Source organism: Serratia sp. BNK-12 (assembly GCF_047456085.1).
Lineage (GTDB): Bacteria > Pseudomonadota > Gammaproteobacteria > Enterobacterales > Enterobacteriaceae > Serratia > Serratia liquefaciens.
In genome coordinates, this window is record NZ_CP179896.1 from 992,652 (window position 1) to 1,017,250 (window position 24,599).

The 24,599-nt window shown below is 53.6% G+C and carries 29 protein-coding genes and 1 pseudogene; 15 read left to right on the plus strand and 15 right to left on the minus strand.

What is annotated here, in order from left to right; translation table 11 throughout:
* Positions 1–53: 53 nt before the first annotated feature.
* Positions 54–266, plus strand: a complete 213-nt coding sequence (locus tag ACMGG1_RS04430) for a DUF1289 domain-containing protein (RefSeq protein WP_020828303.1) — start codon at positions 54–56, stop codon at positions 264–266.
* Positions 267–342: 76 nt separating this feature from the next.
* Here ACMGG1_RS04430 and nrdF read toward each other — a convergent pair whose 3' ends face one another.
* From nrdF to ACMGG1_RS04455, 5 genes are all read right to left on the minus strand, one after another.
* On the minus strand, positions 343–1,314 hold the full coding sequence (gene nrdF, locus ACMGG1_RS04435) for a class 1b ribonucleoside-diphosphate reductase subunit beta (RefSeq protein ID WP_020828302.1): 972 nt from the start codon (positions 1,312–1,314) through the stop codon (positions 343–345).
* Positions 1,315–1,322: 8 nt separating this feature from the next.
* On the minus strand, positions 1,323–3,467 hold the full coding sequence (gene nrdE, locus ACMGG1_RS04440) for a class 1b ribonucleoside-diphosphate reductase subunit alpha (protein WP_020828301.1): 2,145 nt from the start codon (positions 3,465–3,467) through the stop codon (positions 1,323–1,325).
* Positions 3,449–3,853: a class Ib ribonucleoside-diphosphate reductase assembly flavoprotein NrdI gene (gene nrdI, locus ACMGG1_RS04445; protein WP_020828300.1), complete on the minus strand. Its 405-nt coding sequence runs from the start codon at positions 3,851–3,853 to the stop codon at positions 3,449–3,451. Before nrdI ends, nrdE begins: the two co-directional genes overlap by 19 nt.
* Positions 3,854–3,861: 8 nt before the next feature.
* Positions 3,862–4,098 (minus strand): glutaredoxin-like protein NrdH, encoded by a 237-nt coding sequence (gene nrdH / locus ACMGG1_RS04450; RefSeq protein ID WP_020828299.1) that lies wholly within the window; start codon positions 4,096–4,098, stop codon positions 3,862–3,864.
* 282 nt (positions 4,099–4,380) lie between these two features.
* Complete coding sequence (locus ACMGG1_RS04455; protein WP_020828298.1) at positions 4,381–4,812, minus strand: carboxymuconolactone decarboxylase family protein; 432 nt, start codon at positions 4,810–4,812, stop codon at positions 4,381–4,383.
* A 96-nt stretch (positions 4,813–4,908) separates the two neighbouring features.
* On the opposite strand from ACMGG1_RS04455, the gene ACMGG1_RS04460 reads away from it, so the two are divergent.
* A complete protein-coding gene (locus ACMGG1_RS04460) occupies positions 4,909–6,342 on the plus strand; it encodes a PLP-dependent aminotransferase family protein (RefSeq protein ID WP_259218347.1) in 1,434 nt (477 codons plus the stop codon).
* Positions 6,343–6,408: 66 nt separating this feature from the next.
* On the opposite strand, the gene ACMGG1_RS04465 is transcribed toward ACMGG1_RS04460, so the two are convergent.
* Positions 6,409–6,717, minus strand: a complete 309-nt coding sequence (locus tag ACMGG1_RS04465; RefSeq protein ID WP_020828296.1) for a DUF883 family protein — start codon at positions 6,715–6,717, stop codon at positions 6,409–6,411.
* Positions 6,718–6,948: 231 nt separating this feature from the next.
* On the opposite strand from ACMGG1_RS04465, the gene asr reads away from it, so the two are divergent.
* The gene (asr, locus tag ACMGG1_RS04470; RefSeq protein WP_414161172.1) at positions 6,949–7,425 is read left to right on the plus strand and encodes an acid resistance repetitive basic protein Asr; all 477 of its coding nucleotides are present in this window, start codon (positions 6,949–6,951) and stop codon (positions 7,423–7,425) included.
* A 196-nt stretch (positions 7,426–7,621) separates the two neighbouring features.
* On the opposite strand, the gene ACMGG1_RS04475 is transcribed toward asr, so the two are convergent.
* Both ACMGG1_RS04475 and ACMGG1_RS04480 read right to left on the minus strand, forming a co-directional pair.
* Entirely contained in the window at positions 7,622–8,002 is a 381-nt protein-coding gene (locus tag ACMGG1_RS04475) for a DUF4440 domain-containing protein (RefSeq protein WP_129941734.1), read from the minus strand.
* The gene (locus ACMGG1_RS04480) at positions 7,999–9,381 is read right to left on the minus strand and encodes an MFS transporter (RefSeq protein ID WP_217331769.1); all 1,383 of its coding nucleotides are present in this window, start codon (positions 9,379–9,381) and stop codon (positions 7,999–8,001) included. The genes ACMGG1_RS04475 and ACMGG1_RS04480 overlap by 4 nt, the downstream gene beginning before the upstream one ends.
* A gap of 106 nt (positions 9,382–9,487) precedes the next feature.
* Between ACMGG1_RS04480 and ACMGG1_RS04485 the strand changes: the two genes are divergently transcribed.
* Positions 9,488–10,384: a LysR family transcriptional regulator gene (locus ACMGG1_RS04485; RefSeq protein WP_046372802.1), complete on the plus strand. Its 897-nt coding sequence runs from the start codon at positions 9,488–9,490 to the stop codon at positions 10,382–10,384.
* Here ACMGG1_RS04485 and ACMGG1_RS04490 read toward each other — a convergent pair.
* Positions 10,344–11,384, minus strand: a complete 1,041-nt coding sequence (locus ACMGG1_RS04490) for an alpha/beta hydrolase family protein (RefSeq protein ID WP_414161173.1) — start codon at positions 11,382–11,384, stop codon at positions 10,344–10,346. The two genes, ACMGG1_RS04485 and ACMGG1_RS04490, sit on opposite strands and share 41 nt — an antisense overlap.
* Positions 11,385–11,522: 138 nt before the next feature.
* Here ACMGG1_RS04490 and ACMGG1_RS04495 point away from each other — a divergent pair, with 138 nt between their 5' ends.
* Both ACMGG1_RS04495 and ACMGG1_RS04500 read left to right on the plus strand, forming a co-directional pair.
* Entirely contained in the window at positions 11,523–12,527 is a 1,005-nt protein-coding gene (locus ACMGG1_RS04495) for a helix-turn-helix domain-containing protein (protein WP_414161446.1), read from the plus strand.
* Positions 12,528–12,794: 267 nt separating this feature from the next.
* Positions 12,795–13,133, plus strand: coding sequence for a DUF2002 family protein (locus ACMGG1_RS04500; protein ID WP_020828289.1), 339 nt, complete (start codon positions 12,795–12,797; stop codon positions 13,131–13,133).
* Between the two features lie 27 nt (positions 13,134–13,160).
* Here the strand turns inward: ACMGG1_RS04500 and ACMGG1_RS04505 are convergent, their stop codons facing one another.
* Together ACMGG1_RS04505 and ACMGG1_RS04510 are read right to left on the minus strand one after the other, a co-directional pair.
* Positions 13,161–13,607, minus strand: a complete 447-nt coding sequence (locus ACMGG1_RS04505) for a DUF1198 family protein (protein ID WP_020828288.1) — start codon at positions 13,605–13,607, stop codon at positions 13,161–13,163.
* Between the two features lie 66 nt (positions 13,608–13,673).
* Positions 13,674–14,012, minus strand: coding sequence for an MbeD/MobD family mobilization/exclusion protein (locus ACMGG1_RS04510; RefSeq protein WP_020828287.1), 339 nt, complete (start codon positions 14,010–14,012; stop codon positions 13,674–13,676).
* Between the two features lie 173 nt (positions 14,013–14,185).
* On the opposite strand from ACMGG1_RS04510, the gene smrA reads away from it, so the two are divergent.
* Complete coding sequence (smrA, locus tag ACMGG1_RS04515; RefSeq protein WP_041415633.1) at positions 14,186–14,758, plus strand: DNA endonuclease SmrA; 573 nt, start codon at positions 14,186–14,188, stop codon at positions 14,756–14,758.
* Between the two features lie 48 nt (positions 14,759–14,806).
* Here the strand turns inward: smrA and ACMGG1_RS04520 are convergent, their stop codons facing one another.
* Positions 14,807–15,220 (minus strand): DoxX family protein, encoded by a 414-nt coding sequence (locus tag ACMGG1_RS04520; protein ID WP_020828285.1) that lies wholly within the window; start codon positions 15,218–15,220, stop codon positions 14,807–14,809.
* Between the two features lie 118 nt (positions 15,221–15,338).
* On the opposite strand from ACMGG1_RS04520, the gene ACMGG1_RS04525 reads away from it, so the two are divergent.
* Both ACMGG1_RS04525 and ACMGG1_RS04530 read left to right on the plus strand, forming a co-directional pair.
* Positions 15,339–15,617, plus strand: a complete 279-nt coding sequence (locus ACMGG1_RS04525; RefSeq protein WP_020828284.1) for a GNAT family N-acetyltransferase — start codon at positions 15,339–15,341, stop codon at positions 15,615–15,617.
* Positions 15,618–15,828: 211 nt separating this feature from the next.
* The gene (locus ACMGG1_RS04530; RefSeq protein ID WP_414161174.1) at positions 15,829–16,335 is read left to right on the plus strand and encodes a DUF1543 domain-containing protein; all 507 of its coding nucleotides are present in this window, start codon (positions 15,829–15,831) and stop codon (positions 16,333–16,335) included.
* 104 nt (positions 16,336–16,439) lie between these two features.
* Here ACMGG1_RS04530 and ACMGG1_RS04535 read toward each other — a convergent pair whose 3' ends face one another.
* Positions 16,440–17,174, minus strand: coding sequence for a class I SAM-dependent methyltransferase (locus tag ACMGG1_RS04535; RefSeq protein ID WP_414161175.1), 735 nt, complete (start codon positions 17,172–17,174; stop codon positions 16,440–16,442).
* A gap of 161 nt (positions 17,175–17,335) precedes the next feature.
* On the opposite strand from ACMGG1_RS04535, the gene ACMGG1_RS04540 reads away from it, so the two are divergent.
* Entirely contained in the window at positions 17,336–17,788 is a 453-nt protein-coding gene (locus tag ACMGG1_RS04540; protein ID WP_414161176.1) for a GNAT family N-acetyltransferase, read from the plus strand.
* Positions 17,789–17,814: 26 nt separating this feature from the next.
* On the opposite strand, the gene ACMGG1_RS04545 is transcribed toward ACMGG1_RS04540, so the two are convergent.
* Positions 17,815–18,486 (minus strand): winged helix-turn-helix transcriptional regulator, encoded by a 672-nt coding sequence (locus tag ACMGG1_RS04545; RefSeq protein WP_116691896.1) that lies wholly within the window; start codon positions 18,484–18,486, stop codon positions 17,815–17,817.
* Positions 18,487–18,750: 264 nt separating this feature from the next.
* On the opposite strand from ACMGG1_RS04545, the gene ACMGG1_RS04550 reads away from it, so the two are divergent.
* Positions 18,751–19,536 carry a MipA/OmpV family protein gene (locus ACMGG1_RS04550; RefSeq protein WP_187961826.1) on the plus strand — a complete coding sequence of 262 codons (786 nt, stop codon included), beginning with the start codon at positions 18,751–18,753 and terminating at the stop codon, positions 19,534–19,536.
* Between the two features lie 190 nt (positions 19,537–19,726).
* On the opposite strand, the gene ACMGG1_RS04555 is transcribed toward ACMGG1_RS04550, so the two are convergent.
* Positions 19,727–20,662, minus strand: coding sequence for a LysR family transcriptional regulator (locus ACMGG1_RS04555; RefSeq protein WP_020828278.1), 936 nt, complete (start codon positions 20,660–20,662; stop codon positions 19,727–19,729).
* 136 nt (positions 20,663–20,798) lie between these two features.
* Between ACMGG1_RS04555 and ACMGG1_RS04560 the strand changes: the two genes are divergently transcribed.
* The 4 genes and pseudogenes from ACMGG1_RS04560 to ACMGG1_RS04575 all read left to right on the plus strand — a co-directional run.
* Complete coding sequence (locus ACMGG1_RS04560; protein ID WP_115058173.1) at positions 20,799–21,452, plus strand: DUF3313 domain-containing protein; 654 nt, start codon at positions 20,799–20,801, stop codon at positions 21,450–21,452.
* A gap of 40 nt (positions 21,453–21,492) precedes the next feature.
* Positions 21,493–21,843, plus strand: a complete 351-nt coding sequence (locus ACMGG1_RS04565; protein ID WP_046372809.1) for a DUF3302 domain-containing protein — start codon at positions 21,493–21,495, stop codon at positions 21,841–21,843.
* 6 nt (positions 21,844–21,849) lie between these two features.
* Complete coding sequence (locus tag ACMGG1_RS04570) at positions 21,850–22,986, plus strand: HlyD family secretion protein (RefSeq protein WP_414161177.1); 1,137 nt, start codon at positions 21,850–21,852, stop codon at positions 22,984–22,986.
* Between the two features lie 612 nt (positions 22,987–23,598).
* Positions 23,599–23,975: pseudogene (locus ACMGG1_RS04575) on the plus strand (hypothetical protein); the annotation flags it as partial.
* Positions 23,976–24,599: the final 624 nt, after the last annotated feature.

The window sequence follows — 24,599 nt, forward strand, 5'->3', positions numbered from 1 at the left end:
TCGCGGCAGGATCGGGTATCCTGTCGCGAGAAATCCACCGGAGGAAGCGCCTTATGGTAGGCCGCAGCAGAAGAAGAAAAACCGGCAGTCAGATTGACGATGGCGTGCGTTCACCCTGCAATAATGTTTGCCAGATCGACACCGAAAACGCGTGGTGCCGGGGCTGTTGGCGCACGCTGGAGGAAATCGCCGCCTGGTCGAGTGCTGATGACGAGGAAAAACGGGCCATTTGGCAGCGCATCCGACAGCGTACCGGAAATATCTAAACTGTAGGGGCGCGGTAGCCTGCGCCCGTTCAGCGGTTATGGTTTAGAGCGAAGTGATTCGCCCCGGCGATTTCACTCAGAAATCCCAGTCGTCATCTTCAGTGTTGACCGCTTTACCAATCACGTAAGACGAGCCTGAGCCGGAGAAGAAGTCGTGGTTCTCGTCGGCGTTAGGCGACAGCGCCGACAGAATGGCCGGATTCACCTGCGCCATCGACGGCGGGAACAGCGCTTCGTATCCCAGATTCATCAACGCCTTGTTGGCGTTATAGTGCAGGAAGGTTTTCACGTCCTCAGTCCAGCCTACACCGTCGTACAGCTCTTCGGTGTAACGCACCTCGTTATCGTACAAATCCTGCATCAGATCGAAGGCGAAATTTTTCACCTGTTGGCGGCGCGCCGCGTCGACCTTCTCCAATCCTTTTTGGAATTTATAACCGATGTAATAACCGTGCACCGCCTCATCGCGGATGATCAGACGGATCAAATCGGCGGTGTTGGTCAACTTGGCGCGGCTCGACCAGTACATCGGCAGATAAAAGCCCGAATAGAACAGGAACGACTCCAGGAATACGCTGGCGACCTTCTTCATCAGCGGATCGTCGCTGCGGTAGTGGGCCAGAATGATGCTGGCTTTTTTCTGCAGCGCGCGGTTTTCCTCGCTCCAGCGGTAGGCATCGTCGACGTCCGGCGTCTGGCACAGCGTAGAGAAAATTGAGCTGTACGAACGAGCATGCACCGCTTCCATAAAGCTGATGTTGGAGTACACCGCCTCCTCATGCGGCGTAATCGCATCTTCGATCAGCGCCGGCGCGCCCACGGTATTTTGAATGGTGTCCAGCAGCGTCAGGCCGGTGAACACCCGAATGGTCAACTGCTGTTCCTTTGGCGTCAACGTTGCCCACGACGGAATGTCGTTCGACAGTGGCACCTTCTCCGGTAGCCAGAAGTTGGAGGTCAGGCGGTTCCACACCTCCAGATCCTTGTCGTCTTCGATGATGTTCCAGTTGATCGCGCGCACCAACTGCGCCGGTTTAGGGGTATTCATAGATTGCCTCACAGTGCGCAGGACACGCAGCCCTGCACCTCGGTGCCTTCCAACGCCATCTGGCGCAGGCGGATGTAATAGATGGTTTTGATGCCTTTACGCCAGGCATAAATCTGCGCGCGGTTGATGTCGCGGGTGCTGGCGGTATCGCGGAAAAACAGCGTCAGCGACAGCCCCTGATCGACGTGCTGAGTGGCGGCGGCATAGGTATCGATAATTTTTTCCGGCCCTATGTCGTAGGCATCCTGGTAGTACTCCAGGTTGTCGTTGGTCATATAGGGCGCCGGATAATAGACGCGACCAATTTTTCCCTCTTTGCGGATCTCGATGCGTGACACGATCGGATGGATGCTGGAGGTCGAGTTATTGATGTAGGAGATGGAACCGGTGGGCGGTACCGCCTGCAGGTTCTGGTTGTACAAGCCGTGCATCATCACCGACTGGCGCAGTGCCAGCCACTCTTCGCGGCCAGGGATGGCGATATTGGCGTCGGCGAACAGCGCGCGAACCCGTTCGGTTTGCGGCTGCCATTCCCGTTCGGTGTATTTGCTGAAGTATTCACCTGAAGCATAGGTCGACTCTTCGAAGCCGCCGAATGCGCTACCGCGCTCGATGGCCAACCGGTTAGAGGCGCGAATGGCGTGGTAAGCGACGGTATAGAAATAGATGTTGGTGAAATCAATCCCTTCTTCTGAGCCGTAGAAGATGCGTTCGCGGGCCAGGTAGCCGTGCAGGTTCATCTGGCCGAGGCCAATGGCATGCGAACTGCGGTTGCCTTCGGCAATCGACGGCACCGAGCGAATGTCGCTCATGTCCGCCACCGCCGTCAGCGCACGGATCGCGGTGTCGACCGCTTTGCCAAAGTCGGGGGCATCCATGGTTTTGGCGATGTTGAGCGAACCGAGGTTGCAGGAAATATCCTTGCCTACCTGGTCGTAGCTCAAGTCATCGTGATAGGTGCTGGCGCGGTTAACCTGCAAAATCTCGGAGCACAGGTTGCTCATGTTGATGCGCCCGGCGATCGGGTTTTCACGATTGACCGTATCTTCAAACATCATGTACGGATAACCGGATTCAAACTGGATCTCCGCCAGTACCTGGAAGAATTCACGCGCATTGATGCGTGATTTGCGGATGCGCTTGTCATCCACCATTTCGCGGTACTTCTCGCTGACGCTGATTTCCGAGAACGGCACGCCATACACCTGCTCGACGTCATAGGGCGAGAACAGGTACATCTCTTCGTTATTCTTCGCCAGTTCGAAAGTGATATCCGGGATCACCACCCCCAGCGACAGCGTCTTGATGCGGATTTTCTCGTCGGCATTTTCACGCTTGGTGTCGAGGAAACGCAGAATATCCGGGTGATGAGCGTTGAGATAGACCGCACCGGCACCCTGACGCGCACCCAGTTGGTTGGCGTAAGAGAAGGCGTCCTCAAGCATCTTCATGATAGGGATCACCCCTGAAGACTGGTTCTCTATGCGTTTGATCGGAGCACCGACCTCGCGAATGTTGGTCAGTAAAAACGCCACGCCACCGCCGCGTTTTGACAGTTGCAGCGCAGAGTTCACCGCCCGACCGATGGACTCCATATTGTCTTCGATGCGTAACAGAAAACAGGACACCAGTTCGCCGCGCTGCTGCTTACCGCAGTTGAGGAAAGTGGGCGTCGCCGGCTGGAAGCGGCCCGAGATCATCTCCTCCACCAAATCTTGTGCCAACGCGGTATCACCTGCCGCCAGCGTTAAGGCGACCATGCACACCCGGTCTTCGTAGCGTTCCAGGTAGCGCTTACCGTCGAAGGTTTTCAGCGTATAGCTGGTGTAATACTTAAAGGCGCCGAGGAAGGTCTCAAAGCGGAATTTTTTCGCATAGGCCTGTTGGAAAAGCTGTTTGATAAAGGCGAACTCGTATTGCGCCAACACGCTCTGTTCATAATAACCTTCCTCCACCAGATAGCGCAGCTTCTCCTCCAGGTTATGGAAGAACACGGTGTTTTGGTTCACGTGCTGCAGGAAGTAGTGCCGCGCTGCTAACCGATCCTTGTCGAACTGGATACGGCCTTCGGCATCATAAAGATTGAGCATCGCGTTGAGCGAATGGTAATCCAGCGCGCTTGCGGCGGGCCGGGTCAGTTCTGTCGTTGCCAAAATGCGGTTACTCCCTGTCGAACGTTTGCAACGTCTTGTGTGGTGCCGAGCAGCTCAAAGCGGTAAAGAAAAGGCACCTGACATTTTTTGGCGATGATGTCGCCGGCAATGCCGTACGCTGCGCCGAAATTGGTATTCCCGGCGGCGATAACGCCGCGCAGGAAAGCGCGATTTTGTGGATCGTTGAGAAAGCGGATCACCTGGATCGGCACGGCTCCTACGGCGCTGCCGCCGCCATAGCTGGGCACGATCAAAATATAGGGTTTATCCATCAGCAGTTTGCTGCGGGCGCCGGCGATAGGGATACGTATCGCCGGCAATCCCAGTTTTTCAACGAACCTGTGGGTGTTCTCCGAACTGCTGGAGAAATAGACCAGCGGGTTCATGGGCAACCTCAGGACGCCAGGGCGTGGGCCAGCGCGCCGATTTTGTCCGGCCGGAAGCCAGACCAGTGATCTTCACCGGCGATAATCACCGGAACTTGCTGATAGCCAAGGGATTTAACATGGTTCAGCGCCTGCTGATCCTGGGTGAGGTCGATCACCTGATAACCAATCCCTTGTTTATCGAATGCGCGATAGGTGGCGTTGCACTGGACACAGTCCGGTTTACTGTAAATAATAATGCTCATGATTCGCATTTACCTTTTAGGCTGAAGGAAAGGCGGACAGGTCAGATAACGGAGCATTGAACGGCGTTTCTGACGGCGTTACCAACCGCTACATGTTCCCTGCGGTTGATGGGTTAAATACTATATGTGGATATTTAATTTATCAACCACGCTATATATGGTGTTTTGGCAGGATTCACGTTGAGACCGCATCAGGGCTGGAAAAGCAGAGGGAAAAATTTTTTTTGGCGGTTGTTGGCGGGAAACCCCTCTCGGGCGAGAGGGGGGATAAGTGCGGTTTCGTCATTGACGCATGCTGATGGCCAGGCGGTTAAAGGCGTTCATGATGCTGATGGCGAAGGTTAAATCGGCAATTTCCGCTTCGCTAAAGTGCGTCTGCAGCGCTTCAAACGCGCTGTCCGGTGCGCCAGTTGCGGCGATCAGGGTCACGGAGTCTGCCCACTCAAGCGCCGCGCGCTCGCGGTCGCTGAACGCATGACTCACGCGCCAGCCCGCAAGTTGGTCCAGCTTGGCGTTGTCAACGCCACTTTCTCTCAGTGCTTTACCATGCATATCCAGGCAGTAGGCACAGCCGTTAATCTGCGATACGCGCATAAACATCAGCTCAATTGTCGCCTTGTCCAGCGCGCCTTTCTCCAGTGCCATCAGGGCGGTCACCATGCCTTTGTAAGGGGCGGGAGAGAGTTCGGAATATTTCAAACGTTGCTTAATCATGGTCAACCTCAGTTAGCGAACAGCAGAATAATGAGGCTACTTTAATGGCGATATGGACTATGCTATAGAGCCATAAAATGATTATTTAACCAGGCCATGATGCGTCAGTTTCTCTCCTCTTTGCGGCTGGATGCTCAGCTCGCAGATCCTTTGTACCGGCAGATTTATCTGCGGATTAAAGACGCCATTGCGCAAGGAAGCCTGCTGGCGGGCAGTCGGCTGCCTTCGGTGCGTGGGCTGGCGAGCGATCTGGGCGTGGCGCGGGCCACGGTGGAAAGCGCTTACGGCCAACTTATCGCCGAAGGTTTTCTGCAAAGCCGGGGACAGGCTGGCACTTATATTTCGCCGCAGTTGCAGAATCTGCCGGTACGCGCAGCATTGACGACGGAAGTGTTGCCGGCGGTGGCGGCGAATCCATTGCATCCGAGTGGGGCAACGCAGCCTTTTCAATTGGGGTTGCCGGCGCTGGATGCTTTCCCGCGCGCACTATGGCAGCGGATTGTCGGTCGCCAATTGCGTACTGCTCCTTTGGCGGCCATGGCTCATCCGTCAACTCAAGGGTTGCCAGAGCTGCGCGCGGCGATCGTGAATTATTTGCAGCTTTCGCGTGGTATCAATTGTCGACCGGAACAGGTTTTTATTTGTGCCGGCTATCAGGCATTGCTGGATTTGGTGATCGGCACTTTACTCAAGACCGGTGACGAGGTGTGGCTGGAAGACCCTGGCTACCCGGTGACCCTACCGCTATTTCGCGCCGCCGGCATGCAGCCGGTGGCCGTGCCGGTTGATGAGCAGGGGATGAATATCGCCGTCGGTGTTGCCGCTGCACCTCGAGCACGCATGGCGGTGCTGACGCCGACCCACCAGAGTCCCCTGGGCGTCTCGCTTAGCCTGGCGCGGCGTATGGCCTTACTGGAGTGGGCACAGCAGCAGGGGGCATGGATACTTGAAGACGATTACGACAGCGAGGTTCGTTATCATGGTCGGCCGCTGCCGCCGTTGAAAAGTCTCGATCGTCAGGGCAGGGTGCTGTACGCCGGGACTTTCAGTAAAACCTTGTTTCCGGCACTGCGTATGGCTTATTTGGTAGTGCCGCTTGAACAGGTGGACGCTTTTGGACGCAGCAGCCGGTTACGCGGTTGCGGCTGCCCGCCACTGATGCAGGCCAGCGTGGCTGATTTTATCCATCAGGGGCATTTCTATCGCCATCTGAAACGTATGCGGCCTCTCTATCGCCAGCGCCGTGAATGGCTGGCGCAGGCGCTTGCACGACAGCTGGGGGAGTATTTGACGGTATCGTCGCAGGCTGGCGGCATTCAATTACTGGCACGATTGACGGCAAAAGGCTTGGATCGGAGGATCGCGCAAGAGGCCTGGCAACGCGGGTTGTCGATACAGGCACTTTCGGATTGGCACATAGCCAGTGCGGCGGGAGATGGCCTGCTGATGGGGTTTGCCAACTTTACCCAGCAGAGCGAGGCTGAGCGGGCAGTGGCCAGGCTAGCCGAGTTGTTTGACGCCACAAATTAAACGGCCCGCGGTTTCCCACGGGCCAGACGCACATCTGTTGTTTTATCTTTATGACTGCAAGGGGTGTTAACGCCGGGCCAGCAGAACGCCGAGGACGATGCCAACCGCGGCCCCGATCCCTACGCCCTGCCAAGGTTTGTCGCGCACGTAACTGTCGGCTTGTTCGACGGCATCGCGGGCGTGCTGTGTCAGATTGCTGGAACCATTGAAGCGAGCACGGGCGTCGCGTAACACGCCTTTGGCTTTGCTGTGCAGCTCTTTCAGTTCCTCTTTGGTTTTGTCACCGGATGCACGTAGCACCTCATCCAATGTATCAGCCAAAAGAGTGACGTCCTGATCAATGTCGCGTTCTACTTTTTCTGATTTCTTAAACATTCGACTCTCCGTTTTTGACACATGTCTCTTAAGTGTAGACCATTTCTCAAAATGTGCCGGCGATCACGGTAAAATACCTTGTGGGATAACGTCACCGGCGATGCCTGTCTGTGTTGTACATTTGGTTACTCGGCGAAACCAATCACTCACGGAAGCGGCTCATCGATTCCTCTAGTATCTGCTTCAACGGCCCAACGGGGCTTACTGAAAAAACACTCTGAGGAATTAAAGATGAAAAAAGTATTAGCCCTGATCGTTGCTGCCACCATGGGTCTGTCTTCTGTTGCTTTCGCTGCTGATACTGCTGCAGCTCCGGCAACGGCTGCTCCGGCTGCAACCACCACTACCGCTGCGCCAGCTGCTGCTGAGAAGGCTCCTGCTAAAGCCACTCATCATAAGAAAGCGCACCACAAAGCGACCAAGAAAGCCCCAGCTCAGAAAGCCCAGGCGGCTAAAAAGCACCACAAAGCGACCAAGAAAGCCCCAGCTCAAAAAGCTCAGGCCGCTAAAAAGCACCAAAAAGTAAGCAAAAAAGCTCCAGCACAGAAAGCTCAGGCTGCTAAAACTCACCACAAAGTAAGCAAAAAAGCGCCAGCTCAAAAAGCCCAGGCTGCTAAAAAACACCACAAAAAAACGCCAGTGCAGAAAGCTCAGGCCGCTAAAAAACACCACAAAGCCACCAAAAAAGCAGCAACTCCAGCCGCTTAATTGAGTGAGGAATGCGGTGCCTGAGGGGGCCGCATCATCCCGACGTTATTGAGACACCCGGCTTGGCCGGGTGTCTTCTTTTGAGGGCTAGCTCATGATGATCAATCGCTATCTGTTCGAAGTGATTTTCAGTGCCGTCACCCTGTGTGGGCTGATCGTGGCCTGGGAACTGTTTCTGGCTGACGGTTTTCTCTGATTACTGCGCGATGGGCGTTTCATGCAGGTGCCGCCAGCCCAGCCCGGTTTGGGTTTGTTCAAACACCACGGTGGAGTTGCGCAGCGTCGCCGCCTGTCCAGGCAGCCTCTGTTTCTCGCGATAGCTGACCACTGCCCCCGTCGGCCATTCGGCCACCAACGTCATCTCTTCTATGCTGATTGCCAACCCCGGTTTGGCGGCCCGATGCGCACGGAAAAACGCGCTCAGTGCGGCAAAATCGAGTCGGCTGCCGTTCAGCGCGATCATGCTGAAGGCGGGATCAAAACGTGCCAACAGCCCCTGTTCATCTCCGGCCCCTTTTTCCAGCCAGTTTTCAATGGCGACGTGTGCGTCGATCACTTCGGTAAAATATTGGTTCATTGGTGTTCCTGTTGAGTATTGAGACGGCGCACTATGGCGCGGTTTGCGATGCGCAGGCACAGCAGCATGGGGATCAGCGTGCTGGCGGCGGCCAGGTAAAAACAACTTTTGTAGGCGACGGCGGGGGTAAAATGTTCCAGCAGCAGGTTGAGTAACAAGCTGAGCAGGGCGACACCCAGGCAGAAGCTGAGCTGTCGGTTGATATTCCACAGCGCACTGGCGTCGGCCAATTGCTCATCGGCAATATGCAAAAATGCGCTGCTCTGCGCGGTGCTGCTGCACAGGCTGCCGCCAAAGCCCATCAGGGCGAAGGCCGCAACCTGCAATCCGTAATCCCCAGCGTGCGCAATCTGTGACAGCGCCAAAATGCCCAACCCTTGCAGCAGACAGCCGAAGATAAACAGCGGTTTCGGGCCAAAATGGTTAAATTTCCTGCCGGTCAACGTGATGGCCAGGAACGAGGCCAGCGACCAGGGCAGCATCAGGCTACCGACCTGCGCGGCACGCATGCCCAACTGATTTTGCAAATACAGCATGGCGATCAGGCTGACGCCGATAAACAGGCCGGGGATGCACTGATAAATCATCATCGACGTGCGCAACAGCGGATCCTGAACCAGGCGCAGATTCAGCAAAGGGTGGGTAATGCGCAGGCTACGGCGCAGGAAATAGGTCAAGGCGATCGCTCCTACGGTCAACAGTAACGCGCCTTGCGCAAGGCCCCCGTTTTCCCCCAGTCGGGTGAGGCCCAGTAAGATCAGCGTCAGGGCCGTACAGGCGCTAAGCAACCCCTTGATCTCGAGCGGTCGACGTTGCGGATCGGGTTCCTGAGGACGCAGCCAGAGTGCGGCCAACAGCAGCGCCAGCGCGGCGAGCGGCAGGTTGGCAAAGAACACCCAGCGCCAGTCGAGCCGGTCGACAATAAGCCCCCCCAATGTCGGTGACAGTGCCGGGGCCAGCAGGCCTACCAGCATAATGGCGGCGGAAAGCCCCGCGCGCTCATGGCTACGGTACAGTTGGTAGGTCAGCGTTTGGCCGATCGGGATCAGCAACCCGCCGCCCATACCCTGCAGCACTCTCCAGCCAACCAGTTCGCCGATGGAATCGGCATAGCCCGCCGCCGCCGTTGCCAGCATAAACAAGGTTAACGACAGCAAAAACACCCGCCGTCCGCCAATGCGCTGCGCTAACCAGGCGCTGAGCGGGATCACCAGCGTCAGGCCGAGAATGTAGCCGTTACTGACCCAGGCCAATTCACCAACCGAAGCCTGCAGCGCATGGCCGATTGAGGGGTAAGCGACGTTGGCGATAAACATGTTGATCAGATCGACAAAAAATCCGAGCAGGTAGACGATTGCGACTTTGATGCGATAGGGCATGGTGCCTCCGGTTGAAGGCCAGCAGTGTAACGGGCGGGAAAGTGCGGATAAATCGGCTACGAGCGATTACACTGTCAAAATTATTTTGACAATAAGGGGCGACAACATGCTTAACCTGCAGCGTTTGGCTATCTTCGTGGCCGTGGTGGACGCCGGCAGTTTCACCGCTGCTGCGGTGGCGTTGGGGCAAACCAAGGCGGTGGTCAGCTTCAATGTCAAACAGCTGGAGGGCGAACTGGGGGTGTCGCTGCTGGTGCGCAGCACCCGACGGCTGGCACTGACCGACGCCGGCGAACGTTTTTATCAACGTTGTCTGCGGTTGTTGCAGGATGCGGAAAACCTCTTGGATGACGTACGTCGGGATCACCATGGATTGAGCGGCGTATTGCGCATCACCACTACGCCGGAATACGGCGCTCAGGTGGTGGTACCGGCGTTGGCGGCGTTTTCCCAATTGCATCCGCGCCTGCGCATTCAGCACGTTTCCTCTTCCTATCATGCCGATTTGATTTCAGAGCGTTTCGACGTGGCCATCCGGCTGGGACAACTGGCGGATTCCAGCCTACGGGCGGCATTGCTCGACAGCTTTGCTATTGTGCCGGTCGCCTCGCCGGCCTACCTGGCCCGCCATCCCATTGCGTCTCTGGCCCAACTGGCACAGGCGCAGTGGATTGCTCACAGTCGCCTCAGTTCGCCGCTGAGTTGGCAGGTCATTACCCCTGAGCGCCAGGCGGTGCTGTTTAAGGTGGAAGATGCCGCCACGTTGATGGGCGACAGTGCCGCAGCGCTGTTGGCGTTTGCTTTGCACGGTGCCGGGGTGGCGCTGTTGCCCGAATGGCTGGTGCGGCCTGCCCTCGCCGAGGGCAAGCTGTGTCCGCTACTCACGGACCATCAGTTTCCTGCGCAGAGTATTTATGCGCTATACCCCAACACCCGCCACGTACCGGAAAAGGTGAGGGCGTTTATCGATTTCCTGCGGGCGCGGGTAGCCACGGATGAATAAATGCCATGATGGCGGCCAGCGTTTGCCGGTGTACGGTTTCGCGTTGTTCGCTGGAAGAGGCGCAAAGCACCGCCCCATCATCTTCTTCACTCGCCAGGATTTGCCGGCCTTTGGGCTGACAAACCGGCAGGAAATCGAAATGATTGCCGCTGGATAGCCTCAGTGCATGAATAGGTTGCTTTCCGTTATCCGCCACCAGCGTGGCTCCGCCAAGCCCGGGTTCCTGGCCGTCGGGCAAAAAGTGCTGTGGCTCGACGATCAGTAACGGTGCGCTGAGCCGACGCAGGCTGGTCGGCAGCAGGTAGGGCACCATGCCGGGATCTAGAGCCACCGCAAAGCGAATGCGCGGGTCGGTGTAGTCGGCGTCAAATGCCCTGGAGGAAAGCTTCGTCAGTGCGACATTGGCTTGTGTATAAAACTGACAGTTGGGCGACTGCGGTGCTTGTCGGCAGCCATCGATGAAATCGCTCAGCCGGACTTTACCGCCGATAGCTGCAATGGTGCTGTAACCACCCTTGGAGTGGCCGATAACGCCAATCGCCTGAGGGTTGAGCATCGGCTTCCAGCGAGGGTCGGTGGTAACGCCGCTAATCAAGGCGGAAATATCGCTGGTTTGTAACCACAGCTCGGCAGATAAAGCCGGAACCGAGTTACCGGTAGTGCTGCCTGGGTGGTTGGCCGCCACCACGATCGCGCCTTGTTGGGCCAGCGCTGCCGCCAGCCAGGCCTGGCTGGCGTTATTGCCGCCGCTGCCGTGGCTGATCACGATCAGCGGAAAATGCCCACTTGCTGCCGGCGCGTCCGGCTGACTCTCAATGCCGGTAAAGACCCGGTTTGCACCGATGAGCTGCGGTTTAGCCGTTTCAGTGGTGGGGTAGTAAATTCGGCTGACTAACGAACGCGAGCCGGCCTGAAAGGTTTCATCGTGGGTGGCGACCTGATAGGGGGACGCGCTCGCAGTACCGCACCACAGCATCAATAACAACAAGGTTGTTTTCATTTTCACTCCTCAAGGTATCGAGATTGAGAGGGTGGCATTGGCGGTGCCATCCGGCGACCTCGATCGCGATCCGGGTCGTTAAATGATTGTTTTAACAGTACACTGTTGATTCCGTGTGCAAACGACAAGACCTTGATGATGCCGCTTATTCCTCTCACATTTCTGTTCGGTCTGCTGTGCCTGGGGCTGCTGTATCGCCTCGGTCGTCCAACGGCGCGGCGCTGGGTCTTTCAGCTATTGTTGTTGCTGTGCGCGTGGCAAAGCCTGCTGGTGGGTATCCGTTATGGCTACGGCATAACGCAATTCAATGGGCTGCAACCGTTCGGCGCGATGGCGATCCCTTCACTGGCTTATGTCGCGTTTTTGGTGAGTACCCAGGGCCGTTTGCGGCGGCGCGAACTGTGGCATCTGATGCCACTGTGCCTGACGCTGTTGGCCAGCCTGACGGCGCCCTTTTTGCTGGATGCCATGATTGTCGGGGGTTATCTGGGGTATGGAGCCGCATTGCTGTATGCGTTGCGGCGCGGTGAAAACGCTTTGCCGCAGGTGGCGCTGGCGGAAAGTTGGCTGAGCTATCGACTGTGGCGCGGTTTGGGGGGCCTGCTGATCATGGTGGCGGTAGCCGAAGGGGTGATTGCGCTCGACTTTTCCCTGTTTGACGGGCGGCACGCCGGTTGGCTGGCAACGATCGATAATCTGTTGGTGGCGTTGAGCCTATGCCTGGTGCTGTCGCGCAGCCGACCTGCGGAAAGCCCGGTTGAGGTCATATCGGAAACGGCGGATAGCGGGGGGGAAGATGAGGATCAACTGGCCGAGTGGTTTGAGCGGGTGCAACAACGGCTGCTACAAGATGACTTCTACCTGGAGCCTGAGCTGAACCTGGCCCGGCTGGCGCGCAAGGTGGGCTTGCCGGCGCGACGGGTTTCGCAGGCTATCAATCGGCATACGGGAATGAATGTGTCGCAATATGTGAATCAACTGCGTATTCGTCAGGCGGCGCAGTGGTTGCTCGCCGGTGATGAGCCGGTGACTGATATTATGCAAAAGGCCGGATTCACTACCAAATCGAATTTTAACCGCGAATTCTTGCGCATTCAGGGTGTGAACCCAAGTGAATGGCGCAGGCAACAACAGCGGCTTTAAATAATACTTTGTTATCCCTTGCCGGGTTTGGATCGGAACTATGCTAAATGCTGTTGATGAGCCGTACGGGCGTGCCGTCAATCTCTTGATTTTGCGGTACTGAGGGTGTTTCCGGGCGTGATGTTGACGCTGCGCCTGCTGTTGCAAAAACGGCAAAATACCTGGTTAAGGAATATTCCTAAACCCACATCCATACCGAAAAATTTATTGTTTCATCTCATGATTACGGTAAGGTCGCTCAGCGGTCCAGAACGAGAGGAGAAATCGATGTATTTACGGCCGGATGAAGTGGCTAGAGTGTTGGAGAATACGGGGTTTGAGCGTGATTATGTCACCGATCAAGCCTATGGTTACCGCAAGGGTGAGCACTACGTGTATGTGAATCGTGAAGCGCGGATGGGCAGAACCGCGTTGGTGATCCACCCGGCGCTGAAAGAGAAAAGCGTGCATTTCGCCACGCCGACCTCGCCGATACGCACCAGCGATCAGTACCTTGAGTTTCCCCTGGATTTAAGCAGCGATACCCCGAGTGCGCGTTATGGCATTCCCCACGGTTTCAGCTCGCGTGACGCGCTTTCGCGCTATATCTACAGCATGTTTCTGTAATGCATCCCCCGCCTGCGGGGGACATCTTCACCAATTGGCAATGGCTTCCTGGTTAAAACGCTCGTTGTAGGCGCGGCGGAACTGTGCCAGCTCGAAAGCATCGATATCCAGATCGGCAAAATAAAACAGCGCGGCTTCGGTGTGCTCGGCATGTAACTCTGGCGACAGACCGGCACGCAGCAGGGTTTCCCGCCACAGGGCAATCTGGTGGTCGTCTGCCTGTTTGATAAAGGTCAGATAGATAAACAGCAAATAGGCCGCCTGGTGCATCTCTTCGGTGTAACCGTTGTTCAGCATGCGGATAAAGGTCTGGCTGTTGCGGCTACCCATCTCCTGAATCATCGATTCAATCAGCATAGGTTTCACTTTCAACAGGTGGGCCAGAGAGTCAATGGCTTTGCGGGTATCGGAAGTCAGAATGCGGTAACCAATAATAAATACAACGATCAGGGCAGCGATGATGATCCAGGTCATTTATGATTTATTACACTCTCGGAACGCCAGTATTTGGCAGGAGGCGCTGCAGGACAGCGCCCGGTGTCAACGCTGTTCGCCGCTGAAATTGTCGGCTGCCCGCTGCTGATTGCGCAGGTGGTGGTTGAAGCTGGCGGCATCTTTGGCCAGTGCGTCCAGATGGGCGCCCAGCATTTTAATTTGCTTCACCAATGCGTGCTGCTCCGGCACTGAACTGGCGGTGCTCAGCTTGCGTACCAACTGTTCGTTCTGCATACGCAGTGCGACTTCGCGCTGTTTAGCCTCTTCCAGCAACTGCTGCAGGGCCTGATAGCTGTGCTGCCATTCACGGTGCTGCTTTTCGAAGCTGGCCTGCAACTCACTCATGGCATTTTGAAACTGGGTTTCCAGCTCGCGCATTTTCATGGGATCGATCCTTTGCGGCACTCAATAATGGTTTTGCAGTATAACGAAAACTGCACAGAACCTCACCCGTTGACGACGATTGCGGAAAATTCCCGGCTTGCAACCGGAGCTGTGGGTCTTACAATCAGGCTTATTCCGGCATGAAAGGCTTAGTGTCCAAGAGTGGCTTTGAGATGAGCAACCAAGACAAAGATTTTTTTGAACAGGCGATGGCGGATGTCATTCCGTTATCCCGCGGCCCCGAGACGTTGTACTTGAAGCCGCAGGAAACCATGGATAAGCGCGCGCGCCGTGAAGCGCAGGCGCTGCAGCAGGAAAACTTTCTCAGTACCGGCTTTCTCGAACTGATCCCCTGTGAGCAACCGTTGGAATATAAAGGCGAGGGCATTCAACAGGGCGTGCTCGACAAGCTGAGCCATGGCCGCTACCCGCCACAGGCCAGTCTGAACCTGTTGAAACAGCCGGTGGAGGCCTGTCGGCAAGCTCTGTTCCGCTTTATTGTGCAGGCGGAAAAGCAAAGTCTGCGTTCGCTGCTGATCGTTCACGGCCGTGGGCGAGATGATGAAAGCCACGCCAACGTGATCCGCAGCTATGTCGCCAAGTGGCTGGCCCAGTTTGAGCAGGTGCAGGCTTTTTGTCGGGCATTGCCGCGCGATGGCGGTGAAGGTGCCTGTTACGTGACGTTGCGCAAATCTGCACAGGCGAAAGCCGATAACTTCGAACGTCACGCCAAACGTAGTCGATAAACGGGGCAACAGAAGGCCAGCCGGTAGCGGGGCCACCGGCTGGTGGGGTTATTTATTGAAGAATTTATAATCCAGTGAATAACGTCCGGCGCCGGTGACCGCCAGCAGCAACAGCCCGCCAATAATGCTGATGTTTTTGAAGAAGTTTATTTCATTGCCCATCATTTCCATGCCGGTCATTTTCCAGAATGGGTGGCCGATAAACGCGGTGCCGAGTACGTAAAGGGCAAAAATAACCGCGATAGGGCGGGTAAATAACCCAAGAATAAGCGCAATGCCGAAAAAGAACTCCACCACCACGGCGATAATCGCCGCTAAATAAGGCATGGGCGTACCATACCCTTCCATTGCCGTGACGGTTGCACCAAAGCCAACCAGCTTCATCCAGCCAAATATGATAAACAGGATCATCAACAATATTCGGGATAGCAGAATAACGCCGTCTTTTGAGCTTTCACCCATTTTGAACTCCTCAGCCACTGTCACAATTATGTTGTGTTACTGATTAAAGAGTAGACTAATATTGGCTTTGTTGTAGCGACAACCGAGAGTTACGCACTTTTTTATAGGAATAAATTCTATGGATCTTAAATTTTTGGAAGATGAAAAGCGTTTCTATATAAACGATCAGCAGGGGAAGATGATTGCCGAGATATCTTTTGTGCCCAGCGGCGATAAATTAACCATCATTGATCACACTTGGGTTGACGAAGTGCTAAAAGGCCAGGGGGTAGGTAAAAAGTTGGTGGCGCTGGTGGTCGCCAAAATGCGCGCGGAAAACCGCAAAATCATTCCGTTATGCCCGTTCGCCAAACACGAATTCGACACCACGCCAGAATATCAGGATATACGCGCCTGAAACCTAGCGGGGCGTAACCACGTCCCGCTGCTCAGCGCATGTCAAAGTTGTTACTACTGCGTTGGTCGGAACCTGCGGTCTTTGCGCGTAATCCATGCTGATAAGCTTTTCCCCCAATAGCGAACTCGCTCTTTGTGGCAGCGCTGGTTGCATAACAATCGCTATATAATATATTACATAACGATTATTAAAACAGAGGGATAGCAATCTAATGCCGGGATTATTGATGTTCTATGTGGGCGGCACCGCACCGGGTGCCAATATCGAATTGCACGACGTACAATTCGTTGCAGCGGAGCGGCCAGAACAGGCTTATCCCTTGCTGCGCGAGAAATGGTTTGGCGATAAGAACAAGGTGCATGTTGATGGCTATACGCGTATTGAATGGGCGGATGGCTATGACGTGGCGCTGAGGGCTGAGCCGTTCGTCGGGCCGGAGAAGCTGTTCTTTGTTAACGTGGGCGGTTACCGCAGTGACGAGTTGGCTGAGCTGCACGAGTTTGGCCTGTTTGTCGCGCACAGTGCGGATGAAGCCAAAGAAAAAGCCAAGCAGACGTCACTGACCGGCAGCTTCAAGCAGCATAAGGATGATCTGGCTGAGGTGGACGATTGCCTGCTGTTGCAGTCACTGCAGGGTTACCATGTACATTTGCAGGCCAATGCGCAGGGTAAAGCGGCGCAACCGCTGTGGCAGGGCTATTTGCCGATCGGCGAGTAGAACGTGATAGCGGCACCGATGCCTGCAACCGCGCCCTAAGCCATTGGGGGGAGGCAGCCTCCCCAATATTGGATGTGTTCAGGATTTATTGCGGAAAAGAAGCATTAAGCAGGTTTATGAGCGGCGAGAATAAATATCATTGGGCGCTCTTTTTCTTCGTCCAGCGCCGGGTTTTCTGCGATTTGTTGAGCCGAAGGGCCCCATTCGTTCAGATAGCTAATGACGAAGCCTTGCCGGATCAGCAAGTTTACGTAGCTGCCAAGCGTGCGGTGCTGCTTGATGACCCCATCTGCCAACCAATTTGAAATCCGCTGACCTTCCTGCTGATAGCCGTTAACCGGCCATGACTTCTGCCCGTTTTGATCGACCCACCATCCCTGATGCTGCGGTGCGGTATAAATGGGGTGCTCAGCGGTGAAGATAAACTGCCCGCCAGCCGTCAGCGCCTGATAAACCGTGGCGAACAACCGCGCCAGATCTTCGATGTAGTGCAGCGTCAGTGAGCTGTAGGCGATATCAAAAGACGCCTGCGGCAACTGAAGCTGTTCCAGATCCTGCTGGCGGTATTCAATGCCGGCATCCTGGGTCATCGACTGCGCTTTACCCAGCATTTTTTCTGAGACGTCCAACCCCAGTACGCTTACGGCACCTTGATCACGAGCGCTGCGGCAGAACCACCCGTAGCCGCAGCCGAGATCGACTACGCGCTTGCCGTGCAAATCCGGCAGTATGCTGCGGATAGTCGGCCATTCCGGTGCGCCGTCCAGCCCGTTCACCGAGCGGCTGAGCTGGGCATAGCCGTCGAAGAAGGCCTGATTGTCATAAATATTTTGCGTCATAATGACTCCTGTTTTGGTGAAATCGCTGCCGGTTAAGGGGCAGCGTCGCCATATTATCTGCCCACCCTGCTGATTTCCATGATAAAGGTCGTGCTAACCTCTACGGGTTACCGCATAATTTTACGCCAGAAAAAGAATGAAAAATCACCTCAGGAAAAGATATGAAGATTATTTCGGTGCGTCAGTCCCCCGAGTTTAAACAGCAAGCGATCGGTTATTTCCAACAACAATGGGCTTCGCAAGAAACGCTGATGATGTATGAGGATGCCATCACTCGTTGCATCGGTGCGGCTAATCCATTGCCGCAGTGGTATTTGCTGGTGGATAACAGTCAGATCCTGGGGTGCGCAGGATTAATCACCAATGATTTCATTAGCCGCGGTGAACTCTATCCATGGCTGTGCGCGCTGTATGTGGAGGAGGCCCACCGTAACCGCGGTTACGGCAGGTTGTTGATTAACCATGTAGCGTATGAGGCTCGCCAGCTGGGTTTCCCACAGTTGCATTTGTGTACCGATCTGGAAGGCTACTACGAGAAACAGGGGTTTGCCTTTAATGGGTTGGGTTACCATCCCTGGGGCGAGGCTTCGCGAGTGTATACGCGGGATCTGTAAGAGGACTAACTGGCTCTGATAGCCAGTTAATAACGCTTTGGCAGCCGGTTAACCGCCAGCAAAATACCTTTTTCGACGGTAATATAATCTCCCTTGCGCAGGTCAGATAATATTTTCATGATGCCACTGCGCGAGAGCTGCGTTCGTTGCTGAATATAGCGCGGAACCGTGGTGGATAAGCGAAAGGCTTCTTTTTCATTCATTAGCATCAGCAAGTGATTGCAGACAACCTCGTAGGCATCGTTGCCTGACAATAACCTGTCGCGGATGCTCAGAACTTGGATGACATAGGCTTGTATATGCACTAAGTTTTGCCAAAGGTTTTCCCGTGCCAGCGTTTCCAGCACATCACTTTCCTGGTACATCACCAGTTCAACCGGTGATTCGGCCAGGAAAAATATCAACTCTTTAGGGAAGAAGGTTTCCGCGATACCGGCGAGCGAGGGTTCTCTAAAGTTGGCTATTTTCAAACCATCACTGTCGCGGCATGCGGACATTTCACCGGACTGGAGCAAGAACCAATGCCGAATGCCATTGTGAAATAAGCGAATTTTTTTGCCTGCTGGAAAAGAACATTTTTTACCATAGGGCATTAAGGCATGCTTAATCGCCAATATATGCTCTATCGGCTTATCATCTTTATTAAATAAAGTGGCTGAGTTTCTTTTCCCAAGAGTGAAGGGAACGTCTGTTTCCATAATGTCATGTTCCAGGGGCGTAAATTTATTACGGTGAAGCCAGGGGCGAATTTTTCCGCATACTATATTATGCCTTCTAGCTATGCAATTATGCGGCTCTGTCTGGTGGGTGATGGCGGGCAGTGAATGGTAAAATAGGGTGAATGTGATTAAAAATCAATTTGTTGCCTGGTGTGCATTTTTGGACACTTAAGCCGCTATCAGACAATTACCCTGGTGGAGTAGTATGCACGGCGTTTGATGCTCCCACTATGGATGATAATAATGAAACCGTGCTCAGATTTTCTAACTCCTCGCATTAGGGGGAGTAAGTTTAGTATTTCTCTTTCGCTAATTTTCGCTTACCTTATTTATTCGCCTTTTTCAGTTGCAGCGAGCTGGTCCTTAGGGGCAGCTGCGATGGTGAATGATTATGGTTATGTTGATACCGATGCTAAAACCCAGGGATTGCCCACGTTAAACTATGAGAAAGGGAACTTTTATATTCACTCTTTGGCGGCGGGATATTATCTGCTGAATATGCCAAAGGATCAGATTTCGATCATCACCTATTATTCCCCCCTTGGTTTTGATCCGGATGATAGCAATAACAGCCAAATGAAAAAGCTGGATAAGCGCGATGGCACATTAATGGCCGGGATGGCCTTCACCCATAAAGAGAAATGGGGGGTTATTCGCGCCTCGCTGGCTGGTGATACCCTTGATAACAGTAACGGTGTGGTAGGGGACGTGGCCTTTTTGTATCCAATCAAGGCGGGCAAGCTACGCGTTGTTCCCGGTATTGGCGCGGTCTACAACAACGGTAACCAGAACGATTACTACTATGGCATTGGCCATGCGGAGGCAAAAAGCAGCGGTTTCTCAACGTATTCGGCCGGAGAGAGCTGGAGCCCTTATGTGGAGCTGAGCGCCAACTACCAGTTTAACGAACATTGGTATGCCTTGGCGTCAGTGCGTGCCGTGCAGCTGAGCAGTGAAATCACCGATAGCCCAATGGTGGATAAAGATATCTCCAGCCAGGCTTTACTGGGCGGTGGATACCGGTTTTAAGCTACATGTTCGTAATCCTGTGCCGCCTTCAGGGCATGCGTGCCTGTCTGCTCTGGCGACGCGACCAGGTTGCGAGCGAAGTGACGATCGGGAAAGACCGGTAAACGAGTAACTGTCGACGGTTCGGAAAGACGAACAGCATCACCTCGCTTCGGCGGGGTTTTGCTTTTAGTGTTTGTGGCCGTTATCGCTAAATCAGGCGCTGCTCATGCAATTTCATATTATGCATGATGCTGTCCATCATCACCTGAACCCTGTGGGGTAACACCCCACGCTGGCGATAAATAAGAAAGGCTTGCATATCGATACAGCGCTCACGTTCAATGCAAGGCATCAGTGACCCCGATTCCAGCGCAGAAGCGACGGAGTAATAAGGGGCATAGACGATGCCAAGCCCCTGTTTTGCCAGCTCGATGGCCGGCAGAATATTGTCGCATATGCTGCTGCCAGTGACTGCAACCTGCATCAATTGGCCCTGAGAACTATAACAGCTCCAGGTATTGTGGCTCCCTCCCAGCACCCGCAAGGTAATGCAGCGATGCGCTGTCAGCTCCTCTGGCTCGACAAGAGGGGCGTTCGCGATATAGTCCGGTGAGGCAAATAACCCGACGCGAAAACGGGTCAGGGGCCTGGCGATCAGGCTTTCATTTTGCGGCTGGAAGAAACTGATCAACAGATCGCAGTCACTGTCGAATACCGCACCGTACTTCTTCTCGCGTTCATCCGGATTGCGGGTAACCAAATCGACGATCAGCTCCGGCGATTCGCGTAACAGCGGCGGCAGCAGATAACGGGTCAGGAATGAATGGATACCAATAGGTGCGCCCAGCGTCACCATGCCATTCAGACTGCGTTTATAGGTACCTGATATATCGAGCAGATCGTTATGCTCATCTAACAGCTGAGTGGCTCGGCGTAAAAATTGTTCGCCAAACTCGGTTAGCGACAAGCTGCGCGGGGTGCGTAAGAAGATCTCCAGGCCAAGCCGGCGCTCCAGCGCCGTCAGGGTGCGCGACACATTTGACTGTGGCATGTCTAGCCGCTGAGCGGCCTTGCTGACGCTGGCCGTTTCGGCAATGCAGCGAACGATCCTGAGTTCGTCGATCTTGAAGTCTTTTGATTTCACTCTACGCGCCAGTCTGATTTTGTATATCAAAAATGATATACATTTTTGCCTGTATTGTCATATGACTTATCAGTCACTAGCGGGTACTATTTCGATTAATTATTTATTGCTTATTAAATTAATATTGGAAGTTATGATGAGAAAAAAACGTGCGGCCATTTTGCCCTTGGTATTCATTCTGGCCGCTTGTTCATCCAAGGTCACCGAAAAAGAAAAGTATTCTACGTTCCTGAATAATTACAATGATATTACCCAGGGGAAATCGGCCTCCGGTAAGGACGTTTTATATTGGAAACAAACTAACGTTGACTATTCTAAATATAAATATTTGGTTTATCAGCCGATGATCTATTTCCCGCGTCCGAAACCCACTGAGATGGTAAGCCAGCGCGCACTTGATAATATCCTGAACTACACCAACCAGCAGTTTAAGCAGTCCATGGCATCCCATTTTATCTTGGAGGATGTGCCACGTGAAAATACGCTTATTTTCCGAGGGGCTATAACGGCTATCGATACCCATAAAAAAGGGCTTCAGGTGTATGAGGTATTGCCAATCACGCTACTGGTGGCGGCAACACAGAGCGTAACCGGTCACCGCACCATGGAGAGCTCTGTGTATATGGAAGGCGAGTTTATCGATGCTTCGACTAATCAGCCGGTTATCAAAGTGGTGCGCAAAGCGTCCGGAAATAATTTGAATAATGAAAAGGCAAAACTCACCGTGGACGATGTTAAAAATGCCATTGATATCATTGCCAAAGATATCAAAGAGTATAAGACAACATAAGCCTCGATGCGTTAATTAGCGTTACCAGCCAGGGTGTAGCATGTTTCTAGATTATTTTGCTTTAGGCGTATTGATCGCCGTGTTTTTGATTTTATTTTACGGCGTGATAATTATTCACGACATTCCTTATTTGCTGGCCAAAAAACGGCAACATCCCCATCAGGATGCCATTCACGTTGCAGGCTGGGTCAGCCTGTTTACCCTGCATGCTATCTGGCCACTGCTGTGGATTTGGGCGACGTTATATCGGCCAGAGCGGGGATGGGGCATGAGCGAGAAGGCCGAACACCCTGAAGTGCTGCAAGCGCGAATTCATCAGTTACAAAGCGAGTTACAGCGAATGCAGATGCCCGTTGCAGATGAAAGCTCGTCGTCCAATAAAGGGTGTTGAAAGGGTATGGATCTCTTAATTATTCTCACCTACGTAGCGCTGAGCTACGGCGTTTTCAAACTGTTCCGTATTCCCATCAATAAATGGACCGTGCCGACTGCAGTATTGGGCGGCATTTTTATCGTAGGAGCTTTGATTCTGGGGATGAATTACAACCATCCATATACCTACCGGGCGCAGAAAATCGCTGTTTCGGTGCCCATTGTTCCCCAGGTATCGGGAGTGATTGTCGAGGTTACGGATAAGACCAATGTGCTATTGCATAAGGGCGATGTGCTGTTTCGCCTGGATGATACCCGCTACCGTGCCCGGCTGAACAAGCTGCAGGCAGATCTTGCCAGCGCGCAGGCGGATGTCAGAACACGACAGGCTACGCTAAATGAGTCCTCGGCCAATGTGCAGCGGGTTTATGCCGAGTATGAACGCACGCGCCAGGATTATCAGCGTTACGCCAAAGGCGCGGCAATGGCAGTTAACCCTTTCTCGGAACAAGACATCAGTCATGCCCGGCAGCAGTATCAAGCGCAATCTGCAGCGCTGCAGGCTGCCAAAGCTCAGCATCAGCAGGCGCAGGAGCGGCTTTCGGGCCACTACAATGGTGAGGACGCCCGCATTGCCAGCCTGAAATCACAGATTGCGGAAGCGACCTACAATTTGGAACAAACAACCATTCGAGCACCCAGCGAGGGTTATGTTACCCAGGTGCTGGCTCGGCCTGGCACCACCGCAGTGCGCTTGCCGTTCAAGCCGGTGATGATTTTTATTCCGCAGCAAAAACGGCAGGTGGTGGCGGTATTCCGTCAAAACTCGATCCTGCGTTTAACCCAGGGCGATAAAGCCGAGGTGGTATTTAACGGCTTGCCGGGGAAAATCTATGGCGGCTCGGTCACGCGGGTGCTGCCGGTAGTCCCCGACGGCAGCTATCAGGCCAGTGGTGTTATGCAAGGGCTAAACGTTGGCGCTCAGCAGGAGGGTGTTTACGTGATGATCGATTTAGACCCTGTTCCCGCGCTGGACAAATTGCCCGATGGCGTTACCGCACAGGCTGCGGTCTACACCGAGCACTTTGAGCATCTTTCCATCATGCGCAAAGTCCTGCTGCGCATGACCAGCTGGCTGCATTATCTCTATCTGGATCACTAACGACCAGTCTGCGCTACAGACACAAAAAAGCCCGCAACGTGAATTGCGGGCTTTTTCGTTATTGCCACCGGATCTATCTGGGGTCACCGGTGACCTATTTGGGGCTGGGGGAATCTGAATAACTTGATTAGTTTGTTGTAATCATTGATAAAATTTGATTTCAGACTTGTGGGATATACCTAAACGTATACCAATGCAGGAAAGTGACACGATTTAGAGTGCGATTTTAGAATCCGGCATTAGCAGCTATCCCTCAAATGAGTCTGTTTTTGGATCTGCCCCATGATAGATCGAACCCGTCATCTCGCTCAGAAAAAAAGATTTATAGAAAAACTGGTCACACTGTTCAATTTTTTTTAGTTCTTTAAAAACAATATATTAAACAGTGATTAGTTGGTGATGAGTTTGCCCAGGCTGGTCACTGACAGTGAACAGTCAGGCCAAAAAATGCAAAATACCGGTCTTAACCAGTGATTGTTTGCATAGTGGGTGTGCGGCAGGGAGAGGTTTCAGGCAGAGAAAAGACCTGCAATGCAGGCCTGAGTAGTCACCGCTACGGGGTTCCCCGGTGTTGGGTGTATGCGGTTTGTACAGCTCGACTATATCTGTTAGACGCTGGCCCAGGGCAACACGCTGCCGGATGTGAAACCAGGCGAGCAGCTACAGCAGTAGCGAGAAGAAGTCTCTCAGCGTGTTACCCAAGCAGGGGATTGGGAACGGAAAACCGAGCCGGCTATCCGTGAAAGCTCCATGATCAGGGAGATCGAGGCCGACGAAGAAACGCGCACACTGGTGGCCAGGACTACAACGGTGCAGGCCACGGACAAAACCACGGTGCTGGGCACACGTCCACCTTGCTTGCCGGTGCAGTGCAGTATATTGCCGAAGGGGATTACAGCGTAGCGACCCAGGGCAATTTGGTGGCCAGTGTGGTAGGGGATGCCACCAAGGCGGTGGCCTGCAGCCTGATGGAGAAAATAGGCAATATCGTGTGCTCCTGTACGTTTAAAACGGTAGAGAGCGTCGATGGAATTTTATGTCAGCCATTATCATGTTCCCCGGATTTAAGTCGAAAACGTGTCAACGTTATTCAGGGCGGGTCACTAGACACAAAAAAGCCCGCAGCGTGAATTGCGGGCTTTTTCGTTATTGGCATTGGATCTATCGGGTATAATTGATGATCTATTTGGAGCTGTGGAAGTTGAGTTTTGATTCTATTTAATTGATTTAAAATAGAAATTTAAAATTCATAAAATTTGTATATATCCAACGCTATGCCTAACAGCAGAACTGCTGTAGAAAAGTGCTTATCTGGGCCGGAATGGCCCGTAGTGACTAGCTGGCGGTTCAACTCCTACCTTCTAAAGGTAAGCAACCATAGCTAGAGACGATGGTCTCTGTTGTATGAGTTCCTCATTTGGAAAAAAATTTCCATTCCAAAATTAGTCTTCTGACAAGCACTGATTAGGTCGAACGGTTATCCTCTAGTTTCCAGTGCAGCCTATGCACGTCAACTATATCCTGACGACAAAAACAGTACTGATGGAATACTTCGGGGTTGATGACTCTTACCGTTGTAGGGACAAAGACTGATTCTCCCTGTCATCAAGTGC